Origin of the sequence: Aeromonas schubertii, from assembly GCF_000820105.1 — a bacterium.
Lineage (GTDB): Bacteria > Pseudomonadota > Gammaproteobacteria > Enterobacterales > Aeromonadaceae > Aeromonas > Aeromonas schubertii.
The window spans coordinates 193,050-217,193 of sequence record NZ_CDDB01000052.1 but is presented as its reverse complement, the minus strand read 5'-3'; the positions used below and the strand labels follow the sequence as shown (position 1 = coordinate 217,193).

Sequence of the window (24,144 nt, the reverse complement as noted above, 5' to 3'; positions counted from 1 at the left end):
CTTGCTCAATCCTGCTCATCGGTCAGATGCCAAAAGTCAAAGAAGTTGAACCACTCCAGCGGCGCCCGCAGGCAGTGGTATTCCAGCCGGTCGGCGTAGTGTTGCACCCTGGCCTCGAGGCGCTGCTGGCGCTCGGCACGGGGCAGGGGCAGGCCATCGGCAAAGGGCTCGAAATGGACCCGAAAACGCCCCTTCTCGCGCAACCCGAACATCAGATAGGTGGGGCAGCCGAGCACCGCCGACAGGGCAAAGGGGCCCAGAGGAAAGGGCGCCCTCTCCCCGAGAAACTCGGCCCAGACCACCCGTTTTTCTTTGGTCACCGAGGTGCGATCCCCCACGATCACCACCCACTCCCCCGCCTCGATGCGGGATTTGAGCATGATGGCGGTATCGGGCCCGAGCGCCTGCACCTGTACCAGGTTGAGGCCCGCATCGGGGTTTACCTCTTGCATCAGGGCGTTGAAGCGGGCGGCGTGGCGGGTGAAGACCAGGGCCGTGATGCGCACTCCCTGCTCCTGGCTACCGAGGGCGCGGCACAGCTCCAGGTTGCCCAGGTGCGAACCGATGATAAGCGCCCCCTGACCTCGGGCGGCCTCGTAGTGCTCGCGGTTGACCAGCTCGATATCGTCGAGGCGGATGTCGCCGCGCCAAGCGGCCAGCTTGTCGAGGGCCGCCTCGCCAAAGCGCAGGAAGTGGCGCAGGCTCCCCACCCGCTCGGGCAGGGGATGGCCAAGCGCATGGGCGCGGGCGGAGAGGCGGGCCAGATAGTCGCGGGAGGCCTCGCGCTGGCGGCGACCGGTCAGCCAGAAGTAGGCGATGACCGGCAGCGAGATCACCCGAAAGCCGGGGCGTCCGAGCAGTTGGTAGCTCCACAGCAGGGTGCGGATGCCGAGCAGGGTGCCACGCTCGGGGGTACGCGACCAGTGTGCCCTCCCCCGGTCCAGCAGCCGCCTGGGCCCGCGCAGCAGGTGGACGGCGCCATCGCGCAGCAGGGTCAATACCAGCCGGGTGTGCATCCAGGAGATGCGCAGGTTGTCGTGCAGCGGGTTGAAGTGGGAGAGGCCATCCTCGGGATAGTGCACCCTCACCGGGATAAAGCGCACCGGTACCCCGCGCCAGTGCAGGCGCACCATCACCTCGATATCAAAATCCATCCGCTCCCCGAGGGCGCACTGCTCGAGCAGATCGCAGCTCGTCGCCACCGGATAGACCCGCAGGCCACACATGCTGTCTCTTATCTCGAACGAGAGGGTCTCTATCCAGACCCAGACATGGGTCAGGTAGCGGCCATAGAGTCGCCCCTTGGGCACCGACTCATCGTACTGGGGGGCGCCGGAGATGAGCGCCTCGGGGTAACGCTGTGCCTCGGCCAGCAGATCCGGCAGGCGGGCAAGATCGTGCTGGCCATCCGCATCGACCTGCAGGGCGTGACTAAAACCCCGCTCCCTGGCTGCCTGCAGGGCCGTTTTGACCGCCCCGCCCTTGCCCCGGTTACGCTCATGGCGCAGCAGGGTGACCCAGGTGGCATGCTCGGCCGCCAGCTGGTCCAGCCGGGCGGCGGCAACCGGTTCGCTGCCATCGTCCACCAGCAGGCAGGGCAGGCCGAGGGGGGCGAGCTCAATCAGCACGCCGGCAAGGGGCGCGGCATGGTTGTAGCAGGGGATAATCAGGCAGGGCGTCACGATACCTTGACCCGTCCACTGCTCGCCAGGGGCAGCTCTGCCTGGGCCTCGGCGCAGCCGACCCGGTACTCAAAACGCAGCTGGCCGTCCTCTTGTCTTTGCAACCTCAGCCAGCACTGCTCATCCGGGCGCAGGGGACGCTGAAACTTGAGCTGATCCATCCCCTGAAATTGCCCATCAAGCAGCTTTTCCTCGCGGGCGAAGTGAATGGCCAGGTGCAGCTGGGCGACCCCGGGCAACAGGGGGGCACCGGGGAAGTGGCCACTAAACCAGGGCAGGCCGGCGTCAAGGCGCAGCAGCAGCTGCACGCCGTCGGAGGTGACCTGACGCGCCAGCTGCGTGGGAAGCAGTGAAATATCCATCAGGAGTGTTCTCCGGGTTGTTCGGGGGCCGGCAGGGTGAAGGCGCGGCGCAGCGCGGCGCCATCGCACTTGCCGGCGCCGGTGAGAGGCAAAGCCTCAAAGAGTCTGAGACTGCGCGGCAACGCCACCGGCTCGAGCCAGGGGCGCAGCCGTTGGCGCAGGGCCAGCAAGAAGGCACCGTGACCGAGGCGGGCAAGGTTCGCCCTCCCCTCCGGGGTCAACACCAGGGCAGCCCCCAGGATCTGGCGCCCCCCCTGCTCGAGGGGCAGGACGGCGGCATCAGACACCTCATCGAGGGCCAGGAGACGTTGCTCCACCTCGTCGAGAGAGATGCGTTTCTCCTCGACCTTGATGATGCGATCCAGGCGGCCCAGCAGGCGAAACTGCCCCGGCTCGCCACACAGGACGATGCGATCGCTCCCGCGCCAGGGGGCGGGCTCATCCATAAAGGGGGAGCTCAGCAGCAGGGCTTGCCGCTCGTCACAGCCAACCTCGACCCCGGGGAAGGGGGTCCAGAAGCAATCAGGGCCGCGACTCTGGCGCCAGCCGATGCCGCCGGTCTCGCTGCTGCCGTAGATCTCCACCGGCAAGGGACCGAGCCGGGCGGCGCACTGGCGCGCATCCTCATACGCGAGAGGTCCACCGGAGGAGACCACCCACCGGCAGCCGGGGGCATTCAGAGCCTCGCCGAGGCGCGAGAGAAACGCCGGCGAGCTGATCAGAACCCAGCTCAGGCACTGGCCAGGCAGCTGCTCCGGGTAGTCGGTCTGGCGACGGGCAAACGGCACGCCAAGGCTCAGCGGCAGCAGGATGCGAAACAGCAGGCCGTAGATATGTTGGTGGCTGACGCTGGCAAAGAGACGGGCGCCCATAAGGGCAGCGCCCCACAGGGCCCCCTGCACCCGCACCTCCGCCTCGATCAGAGACCAGGGCTTGGGGATGGCCTTGGGTTGGCCGCTGGAGCCCGAGGTGAAGAGGGTGAGGGTCGGGGCCAGGGAGGGGGCGTGGCAGCTCATGGGCTGTGCGTCGTCGCCAGCAACACTATCCACCCACAAGACGGGACAGGGCAGCGAGAGCGCCTCATTGCAGATCACCCCCTCGAAGGCCTCTTGCTCGAGCAGCTCCTGCAGGGCGGCCACGCGCAGGTGGCCTGGCAGCACCACTTGGTGATCGGCCAGGGCGCAGGCCAACAGGGCCACGGTGAAGTGATAGCTGTCGCTCATGCAGAGCGCCCAGCGGGTCGTGGTGCCAACCTGCAGCTGACCGGCCAACGTCAGGGCCGTGCGGCGCAGGGTCTCCAGGGTGACGTCACCCTGGGCACCGAATGCGACGATGCGCTCCCCATCGGCCTGCAGCAGTTCATCCAGCAGGGTCATGGGTCACCCCGTCTCATTACCCGTTGCCGGATCAGCCACTCGCCGCCCATCAGGGCACCCATCAGCAGATAGCTGACAAGGCCGTTGTAGAGACTCCAGAGCGCCAGGTTCCCCTGCCAGATGGTCCAGGCGGAGAGGGCGCCGTTGGCGATGAAGAAGAGGCACCACACCTGCGTGACCTTGCGGGTATAGCGAATCCCCTGCTCGGGCAAATCCGGCGTGGAGAGCCGAGCCAGCCGCTCCACCAGGGTCATGGGCTGGCGCAGACTCGCGCCAAACATGGCCAGCAGGGTGGCATTGACCGCCAGCGGGTAGTAGAGCAGCCAGTCATGCTCGCGAAACCAGAGGTTCAGCCCCACCAGCAGCAGACCGATGGCCCCGAGCCAACGCGTGACCCATTGCCAGGCCGGCGGCATCGCCGAGCCGGCGATGAGACGAATGGCAAACAGCGGCAACAGCAGCAGCGGCAGCCACTCTCCCCTCCCCGAGACGACACTGAGGTAGACCAGCAGGGGATAGAGCAGCAGCAGGGCGCCCGCCAGCAGGTTGGCTCGCCCCATTACTCTGCGAGCAAGCGCTCGACCGCGTCGACCACGTCGGCGACGGTGCGCACCGACTTGAACTCCTCCGGCTTGATCTTCTTGCCGGTCAGCTTCTGCAGATGCACCACCAGATCGATGGCGTCGATGCTGTCGAGCTCGAGTTGCTGGTAGAGCTGGGCATCCAGGGTCACGGCCTCGGGATCGATCTCGAACAGCTCGACCAGGGCATTGCGGATCTCGTTGAAGATATCGTCTCTGGTCATGGGGTTATCCTCGCTGTGCGGCGACAAGGGCCGCCAGTGCTGTGACGCTGGCAAAGTGGCGACGGGTGTTTTCGTCATCGGCGGAGAGCACGATGCCGTAACGTCCCTTGATCGCCAGCCCCAGCTCCAGGGCATCGATGGAGTCGAGCCCCAGACCATCGTTAAAGAGCGGGGCATCGGCATCGATATCGTCCGGCGTCATGCCCTCCAGGTTGAGGCTGTCGATGATCAGTTGTTTGATGTCTTCAGTTAAGGTGTCTTGCATCTTGAGTCCATAAGGGTGGGGTCGGGCTCAATACCCGTTTGAAATAGTGGGTCAGGTGACGCGCCGCCAGCGAAGGGGGCGCCTCTTGTGACACCAGCTCCAGCGCCTGGCACTGGGGCATGAATGCGATCGTAAAGAGCGGCTTGTGCTCGGGTACCCGAAACCAGGGGTGCTGCTTGGTCAGAAAGGGGGCCGAGCAGTGAATGCGCACCGGTTGCAGCCTGGCATTGCAGCGCACGGCGAGGTGGGCCGCCCCCCGCTGCAGTTGCAGCGGCTGGCCCGGCGTGGTGCGAGTCCCCTCCGGGAAGATCAGCAACACGCCACCCCGTTGCAGACGCTCGCTGCACCGGGGCAACAGGGTCTCGGCCGCCACGTTGGGAATGTAACCGGCTGCCCGCACAATAGCGGCGACAAAGGGATGATGCCAGAGCGCCTCTTTGACGATGCAGTCGCATTCGGGCAGATGGGCCGCCAGCAAGACGTAGTCGAGCAGACTGGGGTGATTGGCGATCACCAACACGCCGCTCAGGCCGGGAGTAAGCCCGTCAAAACGGTAGTCCATGACCCCCAGCCCCCTGAGAATATTGATAAACAGACGAAAGGTCAGACGGATGGAGCTCTGGGCCAGGCGGCGCTGCATCTCTCCCCGCACACAGAGCCATACCAGAGGAAACCAGAACAGGGTCAGCAGCAGGCAGCCCAGGCCAAACAGGGCAAACCCCAGCATGGTGGCAAACAGGCGCCAGAGCCGATTCAGTTTCGCTGCCATCGCCACTCCCGACGTCCGTCAAAGGTAGAAAAACAGGGGGCCTCGAGCAGTTGTGCCCGCCAGCAGGCGAGGGCATCTCCCGAGCCGGTTGCGCCAGAGGTCGTCGCGACACCCTGCCACTGCTCCCCCCTGGCCAACACCAGGCCCACCGCATGGGGAGGCGCCTCATCGACCAGCCAGGGCTGACTGAAGGCGGGGATCTTGCCCTCGAAGCTGATCACCAGCACCCGGTCCATGCCGTCGGCCAGCATGCCCATCGCCTCCTGCAAGGCTGCGGAAAAACTGCCGCTACCGGCGGCCACCGAACTCATGGGAACGGGGTATTTGCCCTGAATAGAGGTCAATCCTGCTGCGGTGTTATGCACCGATTGAGAGAAGTCGGTAGGCGATAGGCTGCGCCGCTCGGCCAGGGCACCGAGCAGGGTCAGGGAGCGCTCCAGCTCACCGTGGCGGCTGGCAAATACGGCGCCATCCACCGGATGACGGGCGAGCAGCTCAAGGGCGATCTCGACCGCCAGGCGTCCCCCCAGGCTCATACGCCGGGCCACCATCATGGGAATGTGAGGCGTCGCAGCCGAAGCAGCAAGGGGCCAACGGCCATCCTGACCCCATGCAAGCCACTCCTCCCGAGTCGACATGCCCGGCGCCAAAGCTCGGCTTTCAACGATGGAAAAAGTGGGCTTACTGTGCACAAAACAACCTTGATGCGATAACAGGTGGCGGGGAGTTGTGATCGGCTCCACAGAAAGCCGGTTCAGCCACGGTTAAGGATTCAAAATAGGAGCTGCATATTACCACCATTTTCCTTCATGAACAGAGGCAAAGTGTGAGCAGACCAATAGAGGTGATAGAAACACAATACAAATGGGCTCGCATATTGAAAGCACCGGGATTTTATTGTCTTATTTAGGCGGCTTTTTTCAGGTGTCATCACTTTTACAAAGGTAAAAAAATGAAACAATTAAAAATTATTTTTGCCGCGCTCGCATTAACCCTGTCCGCGGGCTGCTCGACCACCCAACCCGTCATGAACGTAGCCAGCAGCCCCGTGCCCACCGGCCTTAGCGAACAGGTTGTTTCTCAAGCTATTATTAATGCCGGCGTCAGCAAGCGCTGGGTCATGCGCGAGGATAGCCCCGGGGTAATTAGTGGTCATATTCAGGTTCGCAAGCATCAGGCCACAATTAACATTCCGTACAATACCCAGAGCTACTCCATTAATTATGTGAGCAGCGTCAATTTAGATGATACCGGCAGTGGAAAAATCCATCGCAATTATAACCGCTGGATCAACGGACTGAATCAGGCGATTCAGATCGAACTCAACCGCGCCAGTAGCTACAAGTAAGGTCGGTGTCTTTTGAATCACTATCCGTCCGATAAGTACAATGCGCTGGATGCGATTAGTCAGGCTCAACGGATCGCCTTTTCTCCCATGCTGTTTCAGGCGGCCTGGAGCCTGCGTGAAACCGGCATACTGGCAGCCCTGGCCTCCTCATCCGAGGGGGCCACTGTGGCCATGTTGGCCACTGAAACCGGCCTGACCGAGTATGCGGTGAGCGTGTTGCTGGACATGGGGCTGGGGGGCGGAATCTGTTACCTGAGCGGGGAGCACTATCGTCTGGGCAAGGTGGGACACTATCTGCTCAATGACCCCATGACCCGGGTCAACATGGATTTTGTCCAGCACGTCTGCTACAAACCCCTCGCTCATCTGCAACAGGCGATCGAGCGGGGAGAGCCCTCCGGCCTCAAGGAGTTTGGTGACTGGCAGAGCCTCTACCCCCATCTCAAGGATCTCCCCGAGCCGGCACGAAGCAGCTGGTTTCGCTTCGATCACTTCTATTCGGACTGGGCGTTCAAGCAGGTACAAGACCTGGTCTTCGGCTACGAACCTCGCCACCTCTACGATCTCGGCGGCAATACCGGCAAATGGTCTATCTCCTGTGCCCGGCGCAGCCCGGAGCTGGAGGTCACCATTCTCGATCTGCCCGAACAGATCGCCATGGCCGAGGAGCAGATCCGCGAGGCCGGCCTGGCACAGAGGGTTCGCGGTTATCCCATCAACCTGCTCGAGGAGCGCGAGCTCCCCGGTGAGGCGGATATCTGGTGGATGAGCCAGTTTCTCGACTGCTTCGGTCACGACGAGATCGTGGGGCTGCTGCGGCGCATTCGTCGCAGCATGAAGCCGGGGGCACGCCTGTGCATTCTGGAGCTGTTTTGGGACAGGCAACCGTTCGAGGCAGCCACCTTCAGCCTCAATGCCACCTCCCTCTACTTCACCTGCCTGGCCAATGGCAACAGCCGCTTCTACCACTCCAAGGAGCTGTACCAGTGCCTGCGTGAAGCGGAATTTCATGTGGAAGAGGATCACGATATCCCGGGACCGGGTCACACCCTGCTGGTTGCGACCCCCCTGTGAAGCGGGTAAACAGTAAGGGCTGACTGACTGCATGGAGCCACGATGAAACATCTGCTGCTGATCACCGTCGTGCTATTGGCGGGCTGTGCCGAGCTCAAGGGGGTGGGTCGTACCATAGGCCACACCACTCGTGACGTCACCCGGGAAATAGGTCACACCACCCGCGATGTGACCCGGGAGATTGGCCATGGTACACGAGACACCGTCAATGGCATCGGTAACGAGATAAAGAACAAGTGACACACAAGAGGGCCAACAGGCCCTCTTCTTATAGGTCACTACAGGGCGGCGGCGATGCGCGCCCCCAGGGCGGCGTTGCTGAGCACCAGCTGGATGTTGGCGGCCAGGGAGTTGCCGCCGGTCAGCTCGCAAACGCGGGCCAGCAGGAAGGGGGTCGATGCCTTGCCCTTGATCCCCTGCTCGTCGGCCTCGCGCAGCGCCTGCTGGATGGCCCTATCGATGTCGGCCCTGGGCATGGCGTATTCGGCCGGGATCGGGTTGGCCACCACGGCGCCCCCCGCCAACCCCAGCTCCCATTTCAGACGCAGCGCCTCGGCGATCGCCGCCGGAGTATCGAGCCGGTAGTCCACCTTGAAGCCGCTCTCGCGGGTGTAGAAGGCGGGCAACTCCTCGCTCTGGTAGCCGATCACCGGCACCCCCTGGGTCTCCAGATATTCGAGCGTCAACCCGATGTCGAGGATCGACTTGGCCCCGGCGCACACCACCGCCACCCCGGTGTGGGCCAGCTCCTGCAGATCCGCCGAGATGTCGAAGGTCTCGGGCGCACCACGGTGCACCCCGCCGATACCACCGGTAGCAAACACCCGGATCCCGGCCATGGCGGCGACTATCATGGTCGAGGCGACCGTGGTCGCCCCCATCTGCTTGGCGGCCAGCACGAAGGGGATGTCACGACGGCTGCACTTGGTGACGGCATGGCCCCCCTTGCCCAGGGCCTCCAGGGCGGCGGCATCCAGTCCCACCTTGAGACGCCCGTCCATGATGGCGATAGTGGCCGGCACGGCACCGTTGTCGCGAACGACCTGCTCGACCCGGCGAGCGGTCTCCACGTTCTGCGGGTAGGGCATGCCATGGGAGATGATGGTGGACTCGAGAGCCACGACCGGTTTGCCGGTGGCCAGGGCGTCGGCAATTTCCGGCAGGATATCGAGATAGGTGCTCAGCATGGGTATTCCTCCAGGATTCTCAGTGCGGCGGCCCGGGAGAGGCCGGTAAAAACGGTGTCTTCGCAGCCCACCGCCAGGGCCGAGCAGGCCAGGGCGAAGCGGGCGCTCTCATCGAGGGGGGTCTCCTGCAACCAGGCGTGAACCAGGGCACCCATGAAGGCATCCCCGCCGCCGGTCACGTTGACCACGGGCACGGGCAGCACCGGCAGGTGGGCCTGCTGCTCCCCGTCGCTGTAATAGATCCCCTGCTCCCCCAGACTCAGGAACAGGCGCTGCACCCCGGCGCGGTGGAACCAGGCGGCCACCATGGGCCAGCTCTCGGGCCCGGCGATGGTCATGCCACAGAGGCGCTCGGCCTCCAGCCGGTTCGGTTTCAGGGTGTGGATGGCCGGCAGCCAGGGACGGATCTTCTCCACCTTGGCCACCGAGACGGTGTCGACAAACAGGGGCAGGTGACCATAGCGATCGAACAGCCAGGCCAGGGTCTGGCTCGAGAGGTTGGTGTCGAGCACCAGGGCGCGGGCTCCCGAGAGCAGGCCATCTTGCAGGGCAAGGCGCTGGGGAGTGAGCTCGTCCAGGATCCCCATGTCGTTGATGGCGCAGCTCATCTCGCCGCTGCCGTCATGCAGGCTGAGGTAACAGGAGGTGGCGTGGCCGTCGAGCACCAGGGTGTGGCGCATGTTGACGCCCGCCAGCTGGCTCACCTCCATGAGGCGGTGACCGTGAGCGTCGTTGCCCACCGTCGTGATGAGGCGGGTGTCACTGCCAAGCCTGGCCAGATTCTCGGCGATGTTGCGCGCCACGCCGCCAGCCGCCGTGTGCACCCGCCCCGGGGTCGAATCCCCGAGCGTCAGCGCGCCGAGCGCCTTGCCGCAGATATCCATGTTGGCCCCGCCAATCACCACCGCATAGGGTCCCTCCCTCAGCACGTAGCCACGCCCCATCACGTAACCCTGACGCATCAGGCTCGAGATGTGGCTGGCCAGGGCCGAACGGCTAATGCCGAGCCGGTCCGCCAGATCCTGCTGGGCGATCATGGGGTCCTCGCGCAGCAGATGCAGCACCTCTTGTTCACGCTCAGTCATAGACAAACATCCAATTGCAAACGTTTGTCCATTATTTCCCATTCCCGGGAGAGCGCAACGGTCAGTACAAAAAAGTGTCGGGAAGCGCACAAAATCGACGCCAGGTGCACGGCTGGCCACATGCGCCTATAATCGCGCCCCGTTATCACGAGGAGCCGTCATGAGTCAGGTCACCCTGGGGCTGGTCAATCCCAAATCGCCGGAGAACGTGGGCGCCGTGCTGCGCGCCGCCGGCTGCTACGGCGCCGACGCCGTCTTCTACAGCGGGGTCCGCTTCGAGCTGGCCCAGCGTTTCGTCACCGACACCAAGCAGATGGTGCAGCAGATCCCTCTGGTCGGGGTCGAGTCACTGATCGCCGCCCTGCCTGAGGGGGCCGTGCCGGTGGCGGTGGATCTTATCGAGGGAGCCACCCCGCTGCCCGATTACCAACACCCGGAGAATGCCTTCTATATTTTCGGGCCCGAAGACGGCACCCTGGGCAGTGACATCACACAGTGGTGCCGCGATGTCATCTATGTGCCGACCCGAGGCTGCATGAACTTGGCCGCCTCGGTCAATGTCATCCTCTACGACCGGCTGGCCAAGACCCACAAGGCCTCCTGCAGAGGGGCCTGACGACGGGACAATCAAGCCCCCATTGAAACCAATTAAAAACCGGACCTGGCTCATGTTCCCGTGCCGCGGCGGTGTTCTTTCCCCCCCTACCCCGTAAGATAGGGACGAGGGCGAGGTCTTCCCGCCGCTCGTTCCGGCCCCGCGTGGCCCTACTCAGAGGAGTCTCTCCATGTCCATCAAGAGCATCATGTGTCCCGTCGATTTCTCTCCCATGTCCAAGCCGGTGCTCGACTATGCGGTGTTCATGGCCAAGAGTCACAACGCCAGCCTCAAGCTGGTGCACGTGGTCGATCAGCTACAGGGCTTCGACAGCTACAAGATCCTCCACATGACGGCCGCCGAGATCACCTTCCAACTCGAGCAGCAGGCCCAGGCACATCTCACCGCCCTGCTCGACGAGCTGCCGGTTCCGGCCACCTTCGAGGTCTGCTTCGGACGCGCGCCGGACGAGATCGTGACCCTGGCCGACAAGGACAAGTGTGACCTGCTGATCATGGGTAGCCATGGCCGCACCGGCCTCGCCCACCTGCTGGTCCGCAGCGTCGCCGAGGCCGTGGTGCGCCACGCCCCCTGCCCCGTGCTCATCGTGCGCCAGCAAGAAGAGTGACTCTTTCCGGGCCGGTCACTGCCGGCCCGCTTCCCCTCCATTTGCATTTTGCACAGGCATTACCCTAAATTGGATTGAGCCCAAGGCCCGTCCGTGGCTAAATTGTGCTTAACAATCAATCATCAAGGATGCTTGCCGTGTCACAGTCAACCTCTCGAATCCTGTTGGTGGAAGATACCCTGAGCCTGGCCGTTGTCTATCAACAGTACTTGCGCCAGGAGGGGTATGAGGTCGTGATGGCCGATTGCGGCCAGCGGGCCCTCGAGATCCTGCAGAGCCAGAATGTGCACCTCATCCTGCTCGATCTCGAGTTGCCGGACATGGACGGCATGACCATCTTGCGTCAGGTCACCGAACAGCAACTTCCCTGTGCCGTGGTGGTGATCACCGCCCATGGCTCGGCCGACATCGCCGTGGAGGCGATGCGCTGCGGCGCCTTCGACTTCCTGACCAAACCGTTTGACAGCAAGCGTCTGTGCGCCACCGCCCGCAACGCCCTGCAGCATCAGCAACTGAGTTCTCTGGTTGCCCACTACAAGGAGAATTTCGAGCGTAACTCCTTCGCCGGCTTTATCGGCGCCTCCATGCCCATGCAGGCGGTCTATCGCATCATAGAGAGTGCGGCACCGAGCAAGGCAACCGTGTTTATCACGGGCGAAAGCGGTACGGGCAAGGAGGTCTGTGCCGAGGCGATCCACAAGAGCAGCCCCCGTCGGGAGCACCCCTTCGTGGCCCTCAACTGCGCCGCCATTCCCCACGACCTGATGGAGAGCGAGATCTTCGGCCATGTGAAGGGTTCCTTCACCGGCGCCGTCGGGGATCGCAAGGGCGCCGCCAGTCTGGCCGACGGGGGCACCCTGTTTCTCGACGAGATCTGCGAGATGGATCTCGACTTGCAGAGCAAGTTGCTGCGCTTTATTCAAACCGGCAGCTTCCAGAAGGTGGGCAGCGGCAAGATGGAGTCGGTAGATGTGCGTTTCGTCTGCGCCACCAACCGGGATCCCCTGGCCGAGGTGAAGGCGGGCCGCTTTCGCGAGGATCTCTATTACCGGCTGCACGTCATCCCCCTGACCCTGCCGCCCTTACGCGAACGGGGTGAGGACATATTGCTGCTGGCCCGGGAGCTGCTCTCGCGCTATGCCCGTGAAGAGGGACGCCGCTTCACCGACTTCTCTCCCGAGGCGGTGCGGCTGCTGCTCGACTACCCCTGGCCCGGCAACGTGCGTGAGCTACAAAACGTGATTCGCAATACCGTGGTACTCAACGACGGAGAGCGCGTCGAGGTGACCATGCTGCCGCCTCCCTTGAGCAACCGGGGGGCGATCCAGATGCCTCCTGCCGACAACCCCATCGCGGTCACCGCCGAGGCACAGCCCCAGCCGGTACGCCCACTCTGGATCGTGGAGAAAGAGGCCATCGAACACGCCATCAGGCAGTGTGACGGCAATATCCCCAAGGCGGCCGCCCTGCTCGAGATCAGCCCGTCGACCATCTATCGCAAGAAGCAGGCCTGGGAGGATGCGGGCATCGTCTGATGCCTCAGAGCTTGGCGAGGCGCTTGAGCCTGGCCAGGCGCTCCGGAGCCTCACGCACCAGCCACTCCTCCTGCGACAGGAGAAACCAGGCCCTGGCAAAAAACTCCTCGCTATTGACCTCAGGATCCTGGCGCAGCAGCGCCAGCTCCCCGAGCTCCTCGAACAGATAACCATCGGGTGCCTGCCCGGCCTCATCCATCGCCTCCTGCAACGCCAGTTGGCTGACCCAGGCCTCGTCGCTCTTGCCCTGCTCACGCAGGATCCGCCCTATGCTCCAGCGGGCGATAAAAGCCTGTTTCACACGCTCGTGCGCCTCGTGCCAGTCCAGACACTTGTGCTGCAGGGTCATGGCCTCATCGAGGCGCCCCTGATCAAACAGCGTCCAGGAGAGGTTGTTCCACAGGCTCGGCAACCAACGCTGGGCCCCCTCTTCCTTGCTGCGTTCGGCCAGGGTGATCGCCTGTTGGTGCCAGCGGATCTGCTCGGCACTGGGCAGCGCAATGGCCATCATGTGGGCGGCATCCACCGCCAATGCGTCTTCATGGTGCTTGAGAGCTAGCTGCCAGGCCTTCTCGAAACAGGGCAATGCCTCGCTGCGCCGACCGGCGGAGTTAAAGCTGCGGCCCCGCTCGAGCAGACAGCGCAATCGGGCGCGGGGCGTGGCATCGGTGAGCCCCTGCTCCACCTCGTCGAGCAGGGTATGGGCCTCATCGAACTGGCTGCGCAGGGAGTGGGTACGGGCGAGCTGGGTCTTGAGCTCGAGCAGAGCCTGGAGATCGCCACTCTCGGTCAGTTGTGGCAACAGGGCGAGGAAACGCTCGGCGGTGGCGGCAGGCTGGGTGTAGTCCCAGCAGGCCATAAAGTCGGGTATTCCGTTCATCGGGGACTCCGGGTTGGCAGGCTCCATCCTGCCCTTCCAAGATGCCCCCGCGACCGGGTGCTGGCAAGAATTAGAGCAGCAATCCCAGGCTCATCAGCATCAGCCCGAGGGCGGAGAAGACCCCCTCACGCAGAGCCAGACGGGGCACCAGCGCCTTGGGCAGTGCCGGAAAAATAGAGAGGGCAAACCCCAACCCCGGCATCAGCCAGTTGACGCCGGGGCTGCGCAAGGCGGGATCGATACCATTGTTGGCCACGATCAGCAGGATAAAGAGGGTAAAGGCAGGAAAGACCAGCCAACGGGCACTGCCGGCGGCCATGGCACGCAGCGGAGAGATACGCCACAACAGCATGGCCACCAGAAACAGCGCCAGCGGGGCCAACAGGAAAAGGGATGAGGTGCTCATTGGGATGACTCCAGTCTAGGCAGGGAGGCGATTTAACCAGCCGGATAGCCTTGATGCCAGCACCACGCAAGCCAGGTGTGAGCCCGCTCCCGTGGCAAACGATTAGCGTAGCAGCAGCCAGAGTCCAAACGCGCCCCAGCTTGCCAACAGCAACAGCCAGGGCAGTGGATGATGGCGACGCTCGATCAGGATCTCCACCTCCTCGCTCACCTCGGCCATCTCATTTTGGCTCTTTGCCTTCGCCTGCAGCTTCTTGTAGCGGGAGAGGTCGCGAGCCTTGGCCTTCTGCTGCTTCTTGTACTCCTCAATCCCCTTCTGAATACCCTGAGCGATCAGTTGGGTCTGCTCCTTGGTTTGACCGGGCTTCTGGTTGGCGCGGGCCAGCCGCTGCGCCTCGGCCCGGGTTTCGGGAGAGGTTTTCTGATATTTGGCCATCATAGACTCCACCAGGAAAGAGGCCGGATTTTGCTAAAAAAAGCCCGGAAATACCAGAGACGGGCCATCAAAGCGTTCCTCCTCGGAGAAATAGAAAACGTTTTTATTAAATATCATTTAAATCAATAAGGTGGAGGGTGAGCCCACGATCACAATTACAGCACTTTCTGACTCGGTGATGAAAAAACGTCATCTTATGTTTGCTATAGTGCCGCACGGCCGAATATGGATGGCCCACGATAACGAAAAAGGTGCTATGGAAATGAATAATCTGCTGAAAGGAAGTGTGGCGCTGGCTGTGCTGGCTGCCCTGAGTGGTTGTAACAGCTCCAGCAACGAGAGCGTTGCCCCCTGTACCGAGAACGTCTGCAAGCTGACCGTGCTGCACACCAACGACACCCACGGCCGCTTCTGGCACAACAAGGATGGTGAGTACGGCATGGCCGCCCAGAAGACCCTGGTCGAGCGCCTGCGGGCCGAGGCCAAGGCGGCGGGTAGCGAGGTGCTGGTACTCTCCGGAGGTGACGTCAACACTGGCGTACCCGAGTCCGACATGCAGGATGCCGAGCCCGATTTCGTCGCCATGAACAGCATCCGCTACGATGCCATGGCCGTGGGTAACCACGAATTTGACAACCCGCTTGAGGTGCTGGAGAAGCAGCGCAAGTGGGCCCAGTTCCCCATGCTCTCCGCCAACATCTATGACAAGGCGAGCGGTAAACACTACTTCGACCCCTATAAGGTCTTCAAGTTCGATAACGGCATGAAGGTCGCCGTCGTGGGCCTGACCACCGAAGACACCGCCCAGCTGGTCGACCCGAACAACGTCAAGACCCTCGAGTTCCGCGATCCGACCAAGGAAGCGGCCAAGACCATCGAGCAGATCCGCAGCAACAAAGAGGCCAGCCTGGTCTTTGCCATCACCCACATGGGCCACTATGCGGATGGTCAACACGGCAGCAATGCTCCCGGCGATGTTGAGATGGCCCGTGCCCTGCCGGCCGGTCAACTCGATGCCATCATCGGCGGTCACTCCCAGAATCCGGTCTGCATGGAGCCGGGAACGCCGAACAAGTACGCGACCTTCAAGCCCGGTGATAACTGCATGCCGGATCAGCAGAATGGCACCTGGATCATGCAGGCCCACGAGTGGGGCAAGTATGTGGGCCGCGCCCAGTTCGACTACCAGAATGGCAAGCTGACCCTGACCAGCTATGAGCTGATCCCGGTCAACCTGGTACAACGTGATGCCAAGAACAACGTGCTCAAGGATGGCAGCGGCAACGCCAAGTTCGTTCAAGACGAGATCATCAAGGATCCGACCCTGCTATCCACTCTGCAGGTCTATCAGGAGAAGGGGGAGGCTGAGCTCAACGTCCGGATCGCCTCCACCGATGGCCTGCTCGACGGCGAGCGCAGCAATGTCCGTAGCAAGCAGACCAACCTGGGCCGCCTCATCACCACCGCAACCACGGCCCGCCTCAATGCCGACTTCGGTATCGTCAACTCGGGCGGCGTGCGTGCCTCCATCCAGACCGGCGACATCACCTATCGCGATGTGCTGACCGTGCACCCCTTCGGTAACACCGTCAACAAGGCCACCATGAAGGGCAGCGAGCTGGTCTCCTATCTGGGTCAGGTTGCCACCAAGACGATCACCACCGGCGGCTATCCCCAGTTTGGCGGCATCAATATGGAGGTCAACTGCAGCGCCAAGAGCGTGGCCATCAGCTCCATCGCCGGCAAGCCGTTCGATGCCAATGCCAGCTACAGCTTCGCCATCCCGAGCTTCAGCGCCGCCGGCGGTGACGGTTACCCGGTGATCAACACCATCAACGCCGGTCTGGTCGATGCAGGTGTCCTCAAGGAGTACCTGGAGGCCAAGCAGACCATCAATGTGGCCGACTATCAGCCTGCCGGTGAAGTAACCTTTATCAACAGCGCCGACGCCAACGGCTGTAAGTAATCCACTTCGTGGTAAAGAAAAACCGGAACCCTTGGGTTCCGGTTTTTTTATGCTTACACCTGCCGGTTGGAACCGTAGGCGTAGATGACGCTGCCCCCTTCGATAAGACGGATGATACGCGGGGCCTGCTCCAGAGGGACCACCGGGCACCCCCAACTGCGCCCTAGCTTGCCAAAACGTTTGAGATGGGCCGGGCTGGCATAGGGGGCGCCATGCAGCACGATGGCACGCTTGCGGGCGTTGAGGTTCTTGCCCGGCGTGAGGCCATCGAGGCGAAGGGAGTAACCGTATTTACCCAGGTAGGTCTCGGCGGTGCGATAGACACCGAGGGAGCTCTGGCGCGACTCGGGGCGATCCGAGAAGGCATAGGCCTGCTCATCCCCGGAGTTGCGACCATGGCTCACCCAGGTAGCCGCCAGCAGGCGTCCCTTGAGCATGTCCAGAATGAAGAGACGACGCTCACTCGAGGGCTTGCTGTAGTCGATGATGGTGAGCAGGGCCTTGCGCTTGCCGGGCACCTGGCGATATCCCTGCAGTGCCCCCTCGAAGACCTGGGGGGAGATGAGGCGAGAGAGACCCGAGCCATAGTAGAGGGCACTCTCATTGATAGCCACCGCAGGCGACGACCACCCCACCCAGAGCCCGAGCAGGGCCATACTCCATAGACACTTCCTCATGACATCTCCCTGTCATCGCCTGCCAACTCAAAGAGTTATAGAGCCTCCGTGATGACACAGCAAGAAAAATGCCGGCATGATGCCGGCATTGTCCCTCTAATGTGTCGCCTCAGGAGCGGCTCAGATAGTCGGCCTGCCCCACCCACTTGTAGCTGGTCAGTTCGGTCAGCCCCATGGGGCCACGGGCATGCAACATCTGGGTCGATACCGCCACCTCGGCGCCGAGGCCAAACTGGCCGCCATCGGTGAAGCGGGTCGAGGCGTTCACATAGACGGCCGCCGAGCCGGCACCGTTGACGAAACGCTCGGCGTTGGCGAGATCGTTGGTGAGGATGGCATCGGAGTGGCCGGCATTGTGCTCGCGCATATGGGCCAGCGCCTCGTCGACCCCCTTCACCAGCTTGACCCCCAGGGTAAGCGACAGCCACTCGGTGTCGAAATCCTCAGGCCCGGCATCACGCAGCCCGGTGGCGCTCGCCAGCAGTCCCTTGGCACTCGGATCGGCCACCAGGGTCACCTGGCGCTGGTTCATTCGCTCGGCCAGTGCCGGCAGGAAGGTGGCGGCGATGGCCTCATGGACCAGCAGGGTATCGAGGGCATTGCAGGCGGAGGGACGCTGCACCTTGGCGTTGTCGATCACATCGAGAGAGCGGCGGAGATCGGCACTCGCATCGACGAAGAGATGGCTGATGCCGAAGCCACCGATGATGACGGGGATCGTGCTCTGCTCCTTGCACATCTTGTGCAAGCCGGCACCACCGCGGGGAATGATCATGTCCACATAGCGGTCCAGGCGCAGCAGCTCGCCCACCAGGGCGCGATCCGGGTTGTCGATGTATTGCACCGCAGCGGCCGGCAGCCCGCTCTTCTCAAGTGCCCGCTGAATGACGCGCACCAGGGCCTGGTTGGAGTGAAAGGTCTCACGGCCCCCACGCAGTATGCTGGCGTTGCCGGTCTTGAGGCAGAGGCTGGCGATGTCGATGGTGACGTTGGGGCGCGCCTCGTAGATGACCCCGATGACACCGATAGGCACCCGACGGCGTGACAGGCGCATGCCGTTTTCCAGCATCCGGCAGTCGAGCTCGCTGCCCACCGGGTCGTCCAGAGTGATCACCTTGCGTACATCACCGATGATGCCGGCCAGGCGCGACTCGTTTAGCAGCAGGCGATCGAGCATCGCCTCCCCCATGCCACCGGCACGGGCGGCCTCGATATCCTGGGCGTTGGCCGCAAGGATCTCGGCACTGTGCGCCTCCAGCTCATCGGCGATGGCCGCCAAGGCCCGGTTTTTGGCCGCCGTCGGAGTGACGGCCAGCTGATAGGCGGCCTCGCGGGCCGCCTGCCCCATGGCGGTCAGGGGAGAGAGAGTTTCCTGGCTCATGTACCTTCCTTATTCACTGTGAGTGCCGCCATTCAGAGCAGCACCATGTCGTCCCGATGAATGGCGACCGCGCCATAGCCATACCCCAGCACCGCCTCGATCTGATCCGAGTGCACCCCGCACAGGCGACCCAACTCCTCGTGATCGTAGCGGCAGATGCCCCGGGCCAATTCGCCCCCTTCCGGGCTCAGAATACGAACCACGTCGCCACGGACGAAGTCCCCCAAAACCCGCACTATGCCTTTGGGCAACAGGCTGGATCCCTTCTCACGCACCGCCAGCACGGCGCCGGCGTCCACATGTACCTCGCCGTGAGGAGGGGGGCCGGCGAGGATCCAGCTCTTGCGCCCCTCGAGCGGAGTGGCGATCGCCGGGAAACGGGTGCCGATGCGCTCCCCCTTGGCCAGACGCCCGACCACTTCCGGCACCTGACCGGTGGCGATCACCACATCAATACCGGCGCGGCGCGCCACATCGGCCGCCTGCAACTTGGTGGCCATGCCACCGGTGCCAAGGCCACTGACGCTGCCCCCGGCCAGCTTGCGCAGGGTATCGTCTATGGTCTGCACCTCTTCGATCAGCTGGGCATCGGGATTGGTACGCGGATCGGCGGTGAAGAGCCCCTTCTGATCGGTCAGCAGGATCAAGAGATCGGCATCGGCCAGGATGGCGGCGCGCGCCGAGAGGTTATCGTTGTCCCCCACCTTGATCTCGGCGGTGGCGACGGCGTCATTCTCGTTGATGACCGGAATGATGCGGTGATCGAGCAGGGCACGCAGGGTGTCACGGGCATTAAGATAGCGTTCGCGATCCTCGAGATCGGCGCGGGTCAACAGCATCTGACCGATATGCAGGCCATAGAGATTGAAGAGATCCTGCCACACCTGGATGATCTGGGTCTGTCCTACTGCGGCCAGCATCTGCTTGTTGGCCAGCGTGGGGGCGATGGAGGGGTGCCCAAGGTGCTCGCGTCCGGCGGCGATGGCGCCGGAGGTGACGACCACCACCTGATGGCCATCCCGGTGCAGGGCTGCACACTGGCGCACGAGTTCCACCATATGGGCGCGGTTGAGACGGGAAGAACCACCCGTGAGCACGCTGGTGCCCAACTTGACGACTATGGTTTTGTTTTCCATGGAACCAACAGAAAAAGGGCTAGGGGATTCCCTTTATACCCACGCCCCTGCTGGCCTGCAAGGCGAATTAAGCCCCCCGTCAGGCGGCCGTGATCACCCGCTCCTGCGCCAGATGCTCTGCCGGAATCAACTGGCACTCCAGGTCCCCCAGCAGGGCCGACAGGCGCTCGTAAAACTGGTTCAGGGTGCGCTCGACCTCGTCCTGATGCTTCTTGGGCAAGGCCTTCTCCTGCCAGACCCCTTCCACATCGTAAAAACCGAACTGGTAGTGATAGGTGAAGGCACGCTCCTCCTGCTCCAGCGTCAACCACCACCCCCAGAACTCCCGTCGGTCGGGGGCTGGCTTGGCACTGACGCAGACCGAGAGACAGTCGAATCGATAACACCCTTCCCTGCACTGCTCCTCGCGCAGATAGGGGCCAATGGCCAGAAACTTGCGTAGCAAGCGCTTGTAAGAGACGCCTTCAGACATATCAACCACCTTGTCAATAAGTGAGAGGAGACCCCTGGGGGTCACGGGCTCATTACAACCTGGGGCTTGTCACCCCACCAGATGCAGCTTCAACCAATTTACGGTTTCAATCAATCCCTTATCGTACACATCCCAGAGCGCCTCGCGATCGTAGACGATCGCCTTGCCGTTGCGACTGGCGTTGGCCAGGGCCCTGACATCCGCTTCGGGACAGATGAAATCCAGCTTGTGCCCGATACTCAATATCGGCACGGAAGTGCGGGTGCTGAGCAGTCCCTGGGTCTTGAGCGAAAAAACCTGGCTCTTGGTCTGCAGCAGATCCCAGTCGGCCGCATCGGCCCCGAGGCGATTGGCCAGACTGTCTCGCATCATGCGAGGACAGCGGGCAAAGAGTTCGGGCTGGGTGAAGACCTGGTTCACCCCCGCCCCGAGACAGACCACGGTACGCAACTTGAAAGGCTCGATGAAGGCGAGCCGTGCCGCCACGTTACCCGCCAGACGAAATCCCACCATGGCGATACGCTGATGATCGACCCAGGGCACCTCGCACAGGTGCTGCAGCACCGCCTGATGTAGCCGGCTGGTGTCCTGCACCAGGGGCCAATGCTCCGCATAACCGATCCCCGGCATATCCAGCGACAACATGCCGATGCCGGCCGGCTCCAGATACTTGAGATAGAGCTGCACAAAGTCGATCTGCAGCGAGTCGATCCCGCCGCTCACCATCACCAGGGGCACAGGGCGCTCGGTAGTGGGCAGGTGCAAATATCCCTGGATGCTCTTGCCGCGGAACGGGATCTGCAGCTCCTTGAGGGGGACAGTAAAGAGCTTGCCCGCCTCCCGATAGGCCATGTTGCCAAGCAACTGGGCCTGATCGGCCAACTCGTCCTCCTTGAGATGGGGATAGCTGGCGATGGAGTAGTAGCGGGCAGCCCGCAGCAACAAGGCTCGGGCACTGTCGCGCTCGTCACCGGCCAGAGCCGTCCGGCCACGCTTGTAATAGTCGCCGGCCAACTGGCTCCACTCATAGATCCAGTTACCGGGAACATAGCCCTTGATGGTATCGAGAAAGTGCTCATGGGTGCGTTCCCCATCGGCGGCCGCAATCCGGGACAATACCTCTTCGACCTCGACCGGATCGGCTCCCTGCCAGGCCCAGGCGGGGCGGCGCAGCAGGCGATACCAGCGGGTCGAGAAGGAGCCATCGATAAAGGGACGCTCACCCGGAACCGCTTCCGGCTCGGCAGGGGAACTATTGGATATCTGGGAGGTTTCCCGAACCCGCCTGACCTGGCTAAACAGTCGCTCGGTCAGGGTGAGCTCATCATTCGGTTCCACAAGGGCCTCTCAAGGAGTAGGAAACATGACTCCCATATTAAGCCGATGAGAGGGCGAAAATCACCCCCAAGGGCTACGGCGCCCAGCAAAAAGGGCCCATCTGGACCCCTTGTCACGGCGGGAGAGTTACTCCTCGTCACAGATCGGCGTCATAAACTCCAGCGCCATGTCCCAGGGTTGTTCTATCCAGGTGTCCTGGGGGATGGAGACTTCGAAGTCGTCAACCAGGGGCTCACCCTGAGGCTTGGCGAAGATGGTGATGAACTTGGCGCGGGGATACAGCTCACGAATCGCCTTGGCGGTACCACCGGTATCGACCAGATCATCGACCACCAGCCACCCCTCGCCATCACCGGCCGTGGTCGCCGGCTTGACCACGACCAGCTCGCGCTGGTTGTCGTGGTCGTAGCTGGAGATGCACAGGGTCTCCACATTGCGAATACCGAGTTCACGGGCCATCAGGGCCGCCGGCACCAGACCGCCACGGCTGACGGCGATGATCCCTTTCCACTGGCTGACGGGCAGTTGACGACGGGCAAGGCGGCGAGCCTCACGCTGCAGGTTATCCCATGACACATAAAACTTCTTCGGCATGACGACCTCGGGAGCGGCAGAGCGCTGACGCGCAAAAATGGATTCCTGCAGATGCGACAAAGGGCCGGCACTGGCGAGCAGGCAGGCACTATGATCCAACGACAGGGGATAAAAGTTGCGGCGGATTATAGTGAGGTGACAATCGTTTTTCCAGCGACTTTCACCATACTCTGTGTCCCGGCGCACAGTATGAAATGCAGAAACAAAAACAGCAGGCATCTGGCCTGCTGTCTTGCTTTCCACCGGATTAACGGCGGAAGGGATTGGGATACTGGAAGCTCTGGGTGTAGAGAGCGCTGGCAAACCAGTAAGAGGCGTTGCTGCCGACCATATCAAGACTCCTTAATGCGTAACAAGTAACGTACCTTAGATGCGGGCTTTTCCATAAGCTGATACTCGGTTCCGTGGAGGCGCACTTGCTTTGCTTCTGTTCCCTGGAGGCGTATTGTCCGGTCCATGAAGCGTGATCTTCATCACGGTTTGTACTCTACACCGGGTCTCTTTTTTGCACAACACTTTTGTGAGGAACATCACAAAAAAGGGATTTATCACCCCGGACTCCCCGGCTTTACACTCCTTTACTTTCCATTTGAACAGTTGGCTCACCTTTTTGCGCCGTTGACTGTATTATCCTTGCCACCCCTCTTTCCTGCCGTGTAAGGAGTCATGACGTGGCACAACTGAGTTCCCTCTCCCCCACCCTGGTGTGGCATTTCTTCGAGAAAATCTGCTCCATCCCCCACCCCTCCAAGCACGAGCAGGCCCTCGCCAGCTGGATCACCGAGTGGGCCAATGCCGAAGGGCTGGCGGTGAAGCAGGACAAGGTCGGTAACCTCTTCATCAAGAAGCCCGCCACCCCGGGTATGGAGAACCGCAAGCCGGTGGTGCTGCAGGCACACCTGGATATGGTGCCCCAGGCCAATGCCGACACACCGCACGACTTCACCAAAGACCCTATCGATGCCTATGTGGATGGTGAGTGGGTCACCGCCCGCGGCACCACCCTGGGTGCCGACAATGGCATCGGTATGGCCGCCTGCCTGGCGGTGCTGGCCGACAAGAGCCTCAAGCACGGCCCGCTGGAGGTGCTGCTCACTTCCGATGAAGAGACCGGCATGACCGGCGCCTTCGGCCTCGAGGCCGGCTGGCTGGAGGGGGAGATCCTCATCAACACCGATTCCGAAGAGGACGGTGAGGTCTATATGGGCTGCGCCGGTGGCGTCGACGCCAACATTCGCTTCCCCCTCGAGCTGATCGCAGCCCCCGCGGGCGAGGCATTCGAGCTGCAGGTGAAGGGTCTGGTCGGCGGCCACTCGGGTGGTGACATCCATCGCGGCCGCGGCAATGCCAACAAGCTGCTGGTGCGCCTGCTCAAGGCCGCTCAGGATCTGAATGTGGAGCTCGCCGAGATCCACGGCGGCACCCTGCGCAACGCCATCCCCCGTGAGGCCCGCGCCACCCTGATTGTGCCGGGCGCAAGCGTCAACGCCTTCAAGGCTCTGGTCGATCGCTTCACCGGCATCTACCAAAGCGAGCTGGCGGCCACCGAGCCCAACCTCACCCTGCTGCTGACCCAGACCACGGCGCCTGCCAAAGTGATGAGCACCGCCCTGCGCGATCGCCTGCTGGACGCCCTGATGGCCTGTCCCAACGGCGTGATGCGCATGAGCGACAGCATGGCCGGTGTGGTCGAGACCTCCACCAACCTGGGCGTCATCAAGACCCTGGACGGTGAGGTTTACATCCAGTGCCTGATCCGCTCCCTCATCGACTCGGGTCGCGACCAGATCGAGCAGATGACCCGCTCCCTGTTCGCCCTGGCCGGCGCCAGCTGCGAGTTCACCGGTGCCTATCCGGGCTGGGCCCCGAACGTCAACTCTCCGGTCATGGAGCTGGTCCGCGGCGCCTATCAGGAGCTGTTTGGCAGCCGCCCCAACATCATGGTGATCCACGCCGGTCTCGAGTGCGGTCTGTTCAAGAGCGCCTACCCCGAGTGGGACATGGTCTCCTTCGGCCCGACCATCCGCGGCGCCCACTCCCCGGACGAGCGTGTACATATCGTCGCAGTGGAGCGCTTCTGGCAGTTGCTGAGCCGTGTGCTGGAGCAGATCCCCGCCAAGTAAGGGATGAGCGAAACAAAAAACCGGG

Annotated in this window: 27 protein-coding genes; 8 read left to right on the top strand and 19 right to left on the bottom strand. The window is 62.6% G+C overall.

The features are described from left to right. Positions 1-5 precede the first annotated feature (5 nt). From BN1133_RS11605 to BN1133_RS11570, 8 genes are read right to left on the bottom strand one after another with little or no spacing between them, the layout of a single operon-like run. Positions 6-1,682 carry a glycosyltransferase family 2 protein gene (locus BN1133_RS11605; protein WP_050666688.1) on the bottom strand — a complete coding sequence of 559 codons (1,677 nt, stop codon included), beginning with the start codon at positions 1,680-1,682 and terminating at the stop codon, positions 6-8. Further along, complete coding sequence (locus BN1133_RS11600; protein ID WP_050666687.1) at positions 1,679-2,044, bottom strand: ApeI family dehydratase; 366 nt, start codon at positions 2,042-2,044, stop codon at positions 1,679-1,681. The genes BN1133_RS11605 and BN1133_RS11600 overlap by 4 nt, the downstream gene beginning before the upstream one ends. After that, positions 2,044-3,420 carry an AMP-binding protein gene (locus BN1133_RS11595; RefSeq protein WP_050666686.1) on the bottom strand — a complete coding sequence of 459 codons (1,377 nt, stop codon included), beginning with the start codon at positions 3,418-3,420 and terminating at the stop codon, positions 2,044-2,046. Before BN1133_RS11595 ends, BN1133_RS11600 begins: the two co-directional genes overlap by 1 nt. Beyond that, positions 3,417-3,980, bottom strand: a complete 564-nt coding sequence (locus BN1133_RS11590) for a COG4648 family protein (RefSeq protein WP_050666685.1) — start codon at positions 3,978-3,980, stop codon at positions 3,417-3,419. The genes BN1133_RS11595 and BN1133_RS11590 overlap by 4 nt, the downstream gene beginning before the upstream one ends. After that, a complete protein-coding gene (locus tag BN1133_RS11585) occupies positions 3,980-4,225 on the bottom strand; it encodes an acyl carrier protein (protein ID WP_050666684.1) in 246 nt (81 codons plus the stop codon). Before BN1133_RS11585 ends, BN1133_RS11590 begins: the two co-directional genes overlap by 1 nt. Positions 4,226-4,229: 4 nt before the next feature. Then, on the bottom strand, positions 4,230-4,490 hold the full coding sequence (locus BN1133_RS11580) for a phosphopantetheine-binding protein (RefSeq protein ID WP_050666745.1): 261 nt from the start codon (positions 4,488-4,490) through the stop codon (positions 4,230-4,232). Next, on the bottom strand, positions 4,471-5,259 hold the full coding sequence (locus BN1133_RS11575; protein WP_050666683.1) for a lysophospholipid acyltransferase family protein: 789 nt from the start codon (positions 5,257-5,259) through the stop codon (positions 4,471-4,473). Before BN1133_RS11575 ends, BN1133_RS11580 begins: the two co-directional genes overlap by 20 nt. Next, entirely contained in the window at positions 5,244-5,897 is a 654-nt protein-coding gene (locus tag BN1133_RS11570) for a beta-ketoacyl synthase chain length factor (RefSeq protein ID WP_050666682.1), read from the bottom strand. The genes BN1133_RS11575 and BN1133_RS11570 overlap by 16 nt, the downstream gene beginning before the upstream one ends. A 314-nt stretch (positions 5,898-6,211) precedes the next feature. On the opposite strand from BN1133_RS11570, the gene BN1133_RS11565 reads away from it, so the two are divergent. Genes BN1133_RS11565 through BN1133_RS11555 form a run of 3 tightly spaced genes read left to right on the top strand, consistent with a single transcriptional unit; the run spans position 6,212 to position 7,921 of the window. Beyond that, positions 6,212-6,607: a hypothetical protein gene (locus BN1133_RS11565; protein ID WP_050666681.1), complete on the top strand. Its 396-nt coding sequence runs from the start codon at positions 6,212-6,214 to the stop codon at positions 6,605-6,607. 12 nt (positions 6,608-6,619) lie between these two features. Next, the gene (locus BN1133_RS11560) at positions 6,620-7,681 is read left to right on the top strand and encodes a class I SAM-dependent methyltransferase (RefSeq protein ID WP_050666680.1); all 1,062 of its coding nucleotides are present in this window, start codon (positions 6,620-6,622) and stop codon (positions 7,679-7,681) included. Positions 7,682-7,723: 42 nt separating this feature from the next. Then, entirely contained in the window at positions 7,724-7,921 is a 198-nt protein-coding gene (locus BN1133_RS11555; RefSeq protein WP_050666679.1) for a hypothetical protein, read from the top strand. A gap of 38 nt (positions 7,922-7,959) precedes the next feature. Here BN1133_RS11555 and BN1133_RS11550 read toward each other — a convergent pair whose 3' ends face one another. Together BN1133_RS11550 and BN1133_RS11545 are read right to left on the bottom strand one after the other, a co-directional pair. Next, complete coding sequence (locus BN1133_RS11550; protein ID WP_050666678.1) at positions 7,960-8,868, bottom strand: pseudouridine-5'-phosphate glycosidase; 909 nt, start codon at positions 8,866-8,868, stop codon at positions 7,960-7,962. Further along, positions 8,862-9,953 carry a PfkB family carbohydrate kinase gene (locus tag BN1133_RS11545; protein WP_050666677.1) on the bottom strand — a complete coding sequence of 364 codons (1,092 nt, stop codon included), beginning with the start codon at positions 9,951-9,953 and terminating at the stop codon, positions 8,862-8,864. The genes BN1133_RS11550 and BN1133_RS11545 overlap by 7 nt, the downstream gene beginning before the upstream one ends. 160 nt (positions 9,954-10,113) lie before the next feature. Between BN1133_RS11545 and BN1133_RS11540 the strand changes: the two genes are divergently transcribed. The 3 genes from BN1133_RS11540 (at position 10,114) to BN1133_RS11530 (ending at position 12,711) form a co-directional block, all read left to right on the top strand. Continuing rightward, positions 10,114-10,569, top strand: coding sequence for an RNA methyltransferase (locus BN1133_RS11540; protein WP_050666676.1), 456 nt, complete (start codon positions 10,114-10,116; stop codon positions 10,567-10,569). Positions 10,570-10,738: 169 nt separating this feature from the next. Further along, complete coding sequence (locus BN1133_RS11535; RefSeq protein WP_050666675.1) at positions 10,739-11,176, top strand: universal stress protein; 438 nt, start codon at positions 10,739-10,741, stop codon at positions 11,174-11,176. A 137-nt stretch (positions 11,177-11,313) separates the two neighbouring features. Next, positions 11,314-12,711 (top strand): sigma-54-dependent transcriptional regulator, encoded by a 1,398-nt coding sequence (locus tag BN1133_RS11530; protein WP_050666674.1) that lies wholly within the window; start codon positions 11,314-11,316, stop codon positions 12,709-12,711. Between the two features lie 4 nt (positions 12,712-12,715). On the opposite strand, the gene BN1133_RS11525 is transcribed toward BN1133_RS11530, so the two are convergent. The 3 genes from BN1133_RS11525 to BN1133_RS11515 all read right to left on the bottom strand — a co-directional run bounded on the left by BN1133_RS11525 (position 12,716) and on the right by BN1133_RS11515 (position 14,432). Continuing rightward, positions 12,716-13,591, bottom strand: coding sequence for a tetratricopeptide repeat protein (locus BN1133_RS11525; protein ID WP_050666673.1), 876 nt, complete (start codon positions 13,589-13,591; stop codon positions 12,716-12,718). Positions 13,592-13,661: 70 nt separating this feature from the next. After that, complete coding sequence (locus tag BN1133_RS11520; RefSeq protein ID WP_050666672.1) at positions 13,662-13,997, bottom strand: hypothetical protein; 336 nt, start codon at positions 13,995-13,997, stop codon at positions 13,662-13,664. A 102-nt stretch (positions 13,998-14,099) separates the two neighbouring features. Next, the gene (locus tag BN1133_RS11515; protein ID WP_050666671.1) at positions 14,100-14,432 is read right to left on the bottom strand and encodes a DUF2956 domain-containing protein; all 333 of its coding nucleotides are present in this window, start codon (positions 14,430-14,432) and stop codon (positions 14,100-14,102) included. Between the two features lie 262 nt (positions 14,433-14,694). Between BN1133_RS11515 and ushA the strand changes: the two genes are divergently transcribed. Continuing rightward, entirely contained in the window at positions 14,695-16,398 is a 1,704-nt protein-coding gene (gene ushA / locus BN1133_RS11510) for a bifunctional UDP-sugar hydrolase/5'-nucleotidase UshA (RefSeq protein ID WP_050666670.1), read from the top strand. A gap of 53 nt (positions 16,399-16,451) precedes the next feature. Here the strand turns inward: ushA and BN1133_RS11505 are convergent, their stop codons facing one another. The 6 genes from BN1133_RS11505 to gpt form a co-directional block, all read right to left on the bottom strand. Beyond that, positions 16,452-17,075: a murein L,D-transpeptidase catalytic domain family protein gene (locus BN1133_RS11505; RefSeq protein WP_050666669.1), complete on the bottom strand. Its 624-nt coding sequence runs from the start codon at positions 17,073-17,075 to the stop codon at positions 16,452-16,454. A gap of 109 nt (positions 17,076-17,184) precedes the next feature. Then, positions 17,185-18,456 (bottom strand): glutamate-5-semialdehyde dehydrogenase, encoded by a 1,272-nt coding sequence (locus tag BN1133_RS11500; RefSeq protein WP_231686264.1) that lies wholly within the window; start codon positions 18,454-18,456, stop codon positions 17,185-17,187. A gap of 32 nt (positions 18,457-18,488) precedes the next feature. Further along, positions 18,489-19,592: a glutamate 5-kinase gene (gene proB / locus BN1133_RS11495; protein WP_050666668.1), complete on the bottom strand. Its 1,104-nt coding sequence runs from the start codon at positions 19,590-19,592 to the stop codon at positions 18,489-18,491. A gap of 79 nt (positions 19,593-19,671) precedes the next feature. Beyond that, a complete protein-coding gene (gene crl / locus BN1133_RS11490) occupies positions 19,672-20,064 on the bottom strand; it encodes a sigma factor-binding protein Crl (protein WP_050666667.1) in 393 nt (130 codons plus the stop codon). A gap of 69 nt (positions 20,065-20,133) precedes the next feature. Further along, positions 20,134-21,402: an esterase FrsA gene (gene frsA / locus BN1133_RS11485; RefSeq protein ID WP_050666666.1), complete on the bottom strand. Its 1,269-nt coding sequence runs from the start codon at positions 21,400-21,402 to the stop codon at positions 20,134-20,136. Between the two features lie 126 nt (positions 21,403-21,528). Further along, on the bottom strand, positions 21,529-21,996 hold the full coding sequence (gene gpt, locus BN1133_RS11480) for a xanthine phosphoribosyltransferase (protein WP_050666743.1): 468 nt from the start codon (positions 21,994-21,996) through the stop codon (positions 21,529-21,531). Between the two features lie 671 nt (positions 21,997-22,667). On the opposite strand from gpt, the gene BN1133_RS11475 reads away from it, so the two are divergent. Beyond that, positions 22,668-24,119: an aminoacyl-histidine dipeptidase gene (locus BN1133_RS11475; protein WP_050666665.1), complete on the top strand. Its 1,452-nt coding sequence runs from the start codon at positions 22,668-22,670 to the stop codon at positions 24,117-24,119. Positions 24,120-24,144 lie beyond the last annotated feature (25 nt).

Bases quoted from the DNA above. Each gene is read 5' to 3' on its own strand.
- BN1133_RS11520 (WP_050666672.1), bottom strand. From the start codon at position 13,997: ATGAGCACCTCATCCCTTTTCCTGTTGGCCCCGCTGGCGCTGTTTCTG.
- BN1133_RS11570 (WP_050666682.1), bottom strand. From the start codon at position 5,897: ATGTCGACTCGGGAGGAGTGGCTTGCATGGGGTCAGGATGGCCGTTGG.
- BN1133_RS11515 (WP_050666671.1), bottom strand. From the start codon at position 14,432: ATGGCCAAATATCAGAAAACCTCTCCCGAAACCCGGGCCGAGGCGCAG.
- crl (WP_050666667.1), bottom strand. From the start codon at position 20,064: ATGTCTGAAGGCGTCTCTTACAAGCGCTTGCTACGCAAGTTTCTGGCC.
- BN1133_RS11585 (WP_050666684.1), bottom strand. From the start codon at position 4,225: ATGACCAGAGACGATATCTTCAACGAGATCCGCAATGCCCTGGTCGAG.
- BN1133_RS11525 (WP_050666673.1), bottom strand. From the start codon at position 13,591: ATGAACGGAATACCCGACTTTATGGCCTGCTGGGACTACACCCAGCCT.
- gpt (WP_050666743.1), bottom strand. From the start codon at position 21,996: ATGCCGAAGAAGTTTTATGTGTCATGGGATAACCTGCAGCGTGAGGCT.
- BN1133_RS11505 (WP_050666669.1), bottom strand. From the start codon at position 17,075: ATGAGGAAGTGTCTATGGAGTATGGCCCTGCTCGGGCTCTGGGTGGGG.
- BN1133_RS11535 (WP_050666675.1), top strand. From the start codon at position 10,739: ATGTCCATCAAGAGCATCATGTGTCCCGTCGATTTCTCTCCCATGTCC.
- BN1133_RS11580 (WP_050666745.1), bottom strand. From the start codon at position 4,490: ATGCAAGACACCTTAACTGAAGACATCAAACAACTGATCATCGACAGC.
- proB (WP_050666668.1), bottom strand. From the start codon at position 19,592: ATGGAAAACAAAACCATAGTCGTCAAGTTGGGCACCAGCGTGCTCACG.
- ushA (WP_050666670.1), top strand. From the start codon at position 14,695: ATGAATAATCTGCTGAAAGGAAGTGTGGCGCTGGCTGTGCTGGCTGCC.
- BN1133_RS11565 (WP_050666681.1), top strand. From the start codon at position 6,212: ATGAAACAATTAAAAATTATTTTTGCCGCGCTCGCATTAACCCTGTCC.
- BN1133_RS11545 (WP_050666677.1), bottom strand. From the start codon at position 9,953: ATGACTGAGCGTGAACAAGAGGTGCTGCATCTGCTGCGCGAGGACCCC.
- BN1133_RS11590 (WP_050666685.1), bottom strand. From the start codon at position 3,980: ATGGGGCGAGCCAACCTGCTGGCGGGCGCCCTGCTGCTGCTCTATCCC.
- BN1133_RS11600 (WP_050666687.1), bottom strand. From the start codon at position 2,044: ATGGATATTTCACTGCTTCCCACGCAGCTGGCGCGTCAGGTCACCTCC.
- BN1133_RS11555 (WP_050666679.1), top strand. From the start codon at position 7,724: ATGAAACATCTGCTGCTGATCACCGTCGTGCTATTGGCGGGCTGTGCC.
- BN1133_RS11500 (WP_231686264.1), bottom strand. From the start codon at position 18,456: ATGAGCCAGGAAACTCTCTCTCCCCTGACCGCCATGGGGCAGGCGGCC.
- BN1133_RS11595 (WP_050666686.1), bottom strand. From the start codon at position 3,420: ATGACCCTGCTGGATGAACTGCTGCAGGCCGATGGGGAGCGCATCGTC.
- BN1133_RS11575 (WP_050666683.1), bottom strand. From the start codon at position 5,259: ATGGCAGCGAAACTGAATCGGCTCTGGCGCCTGTTTGCCACCATGCTG.
- BN1133_RS11550 (WP_050666678.1), bottom strand. From the start codon at position 8,868: ATGCTGAGCACCTATCTCGATATCCTGCCGGAAATTGCCGACGCCCTG.
- BN1133_RS11540 (WP_050666676.1), top strand. From the start codon at position 10,114: ATGAGTCAGGTCACCCTGGGGCTGGTCAATCCCAAATCGCCGGAGAAC.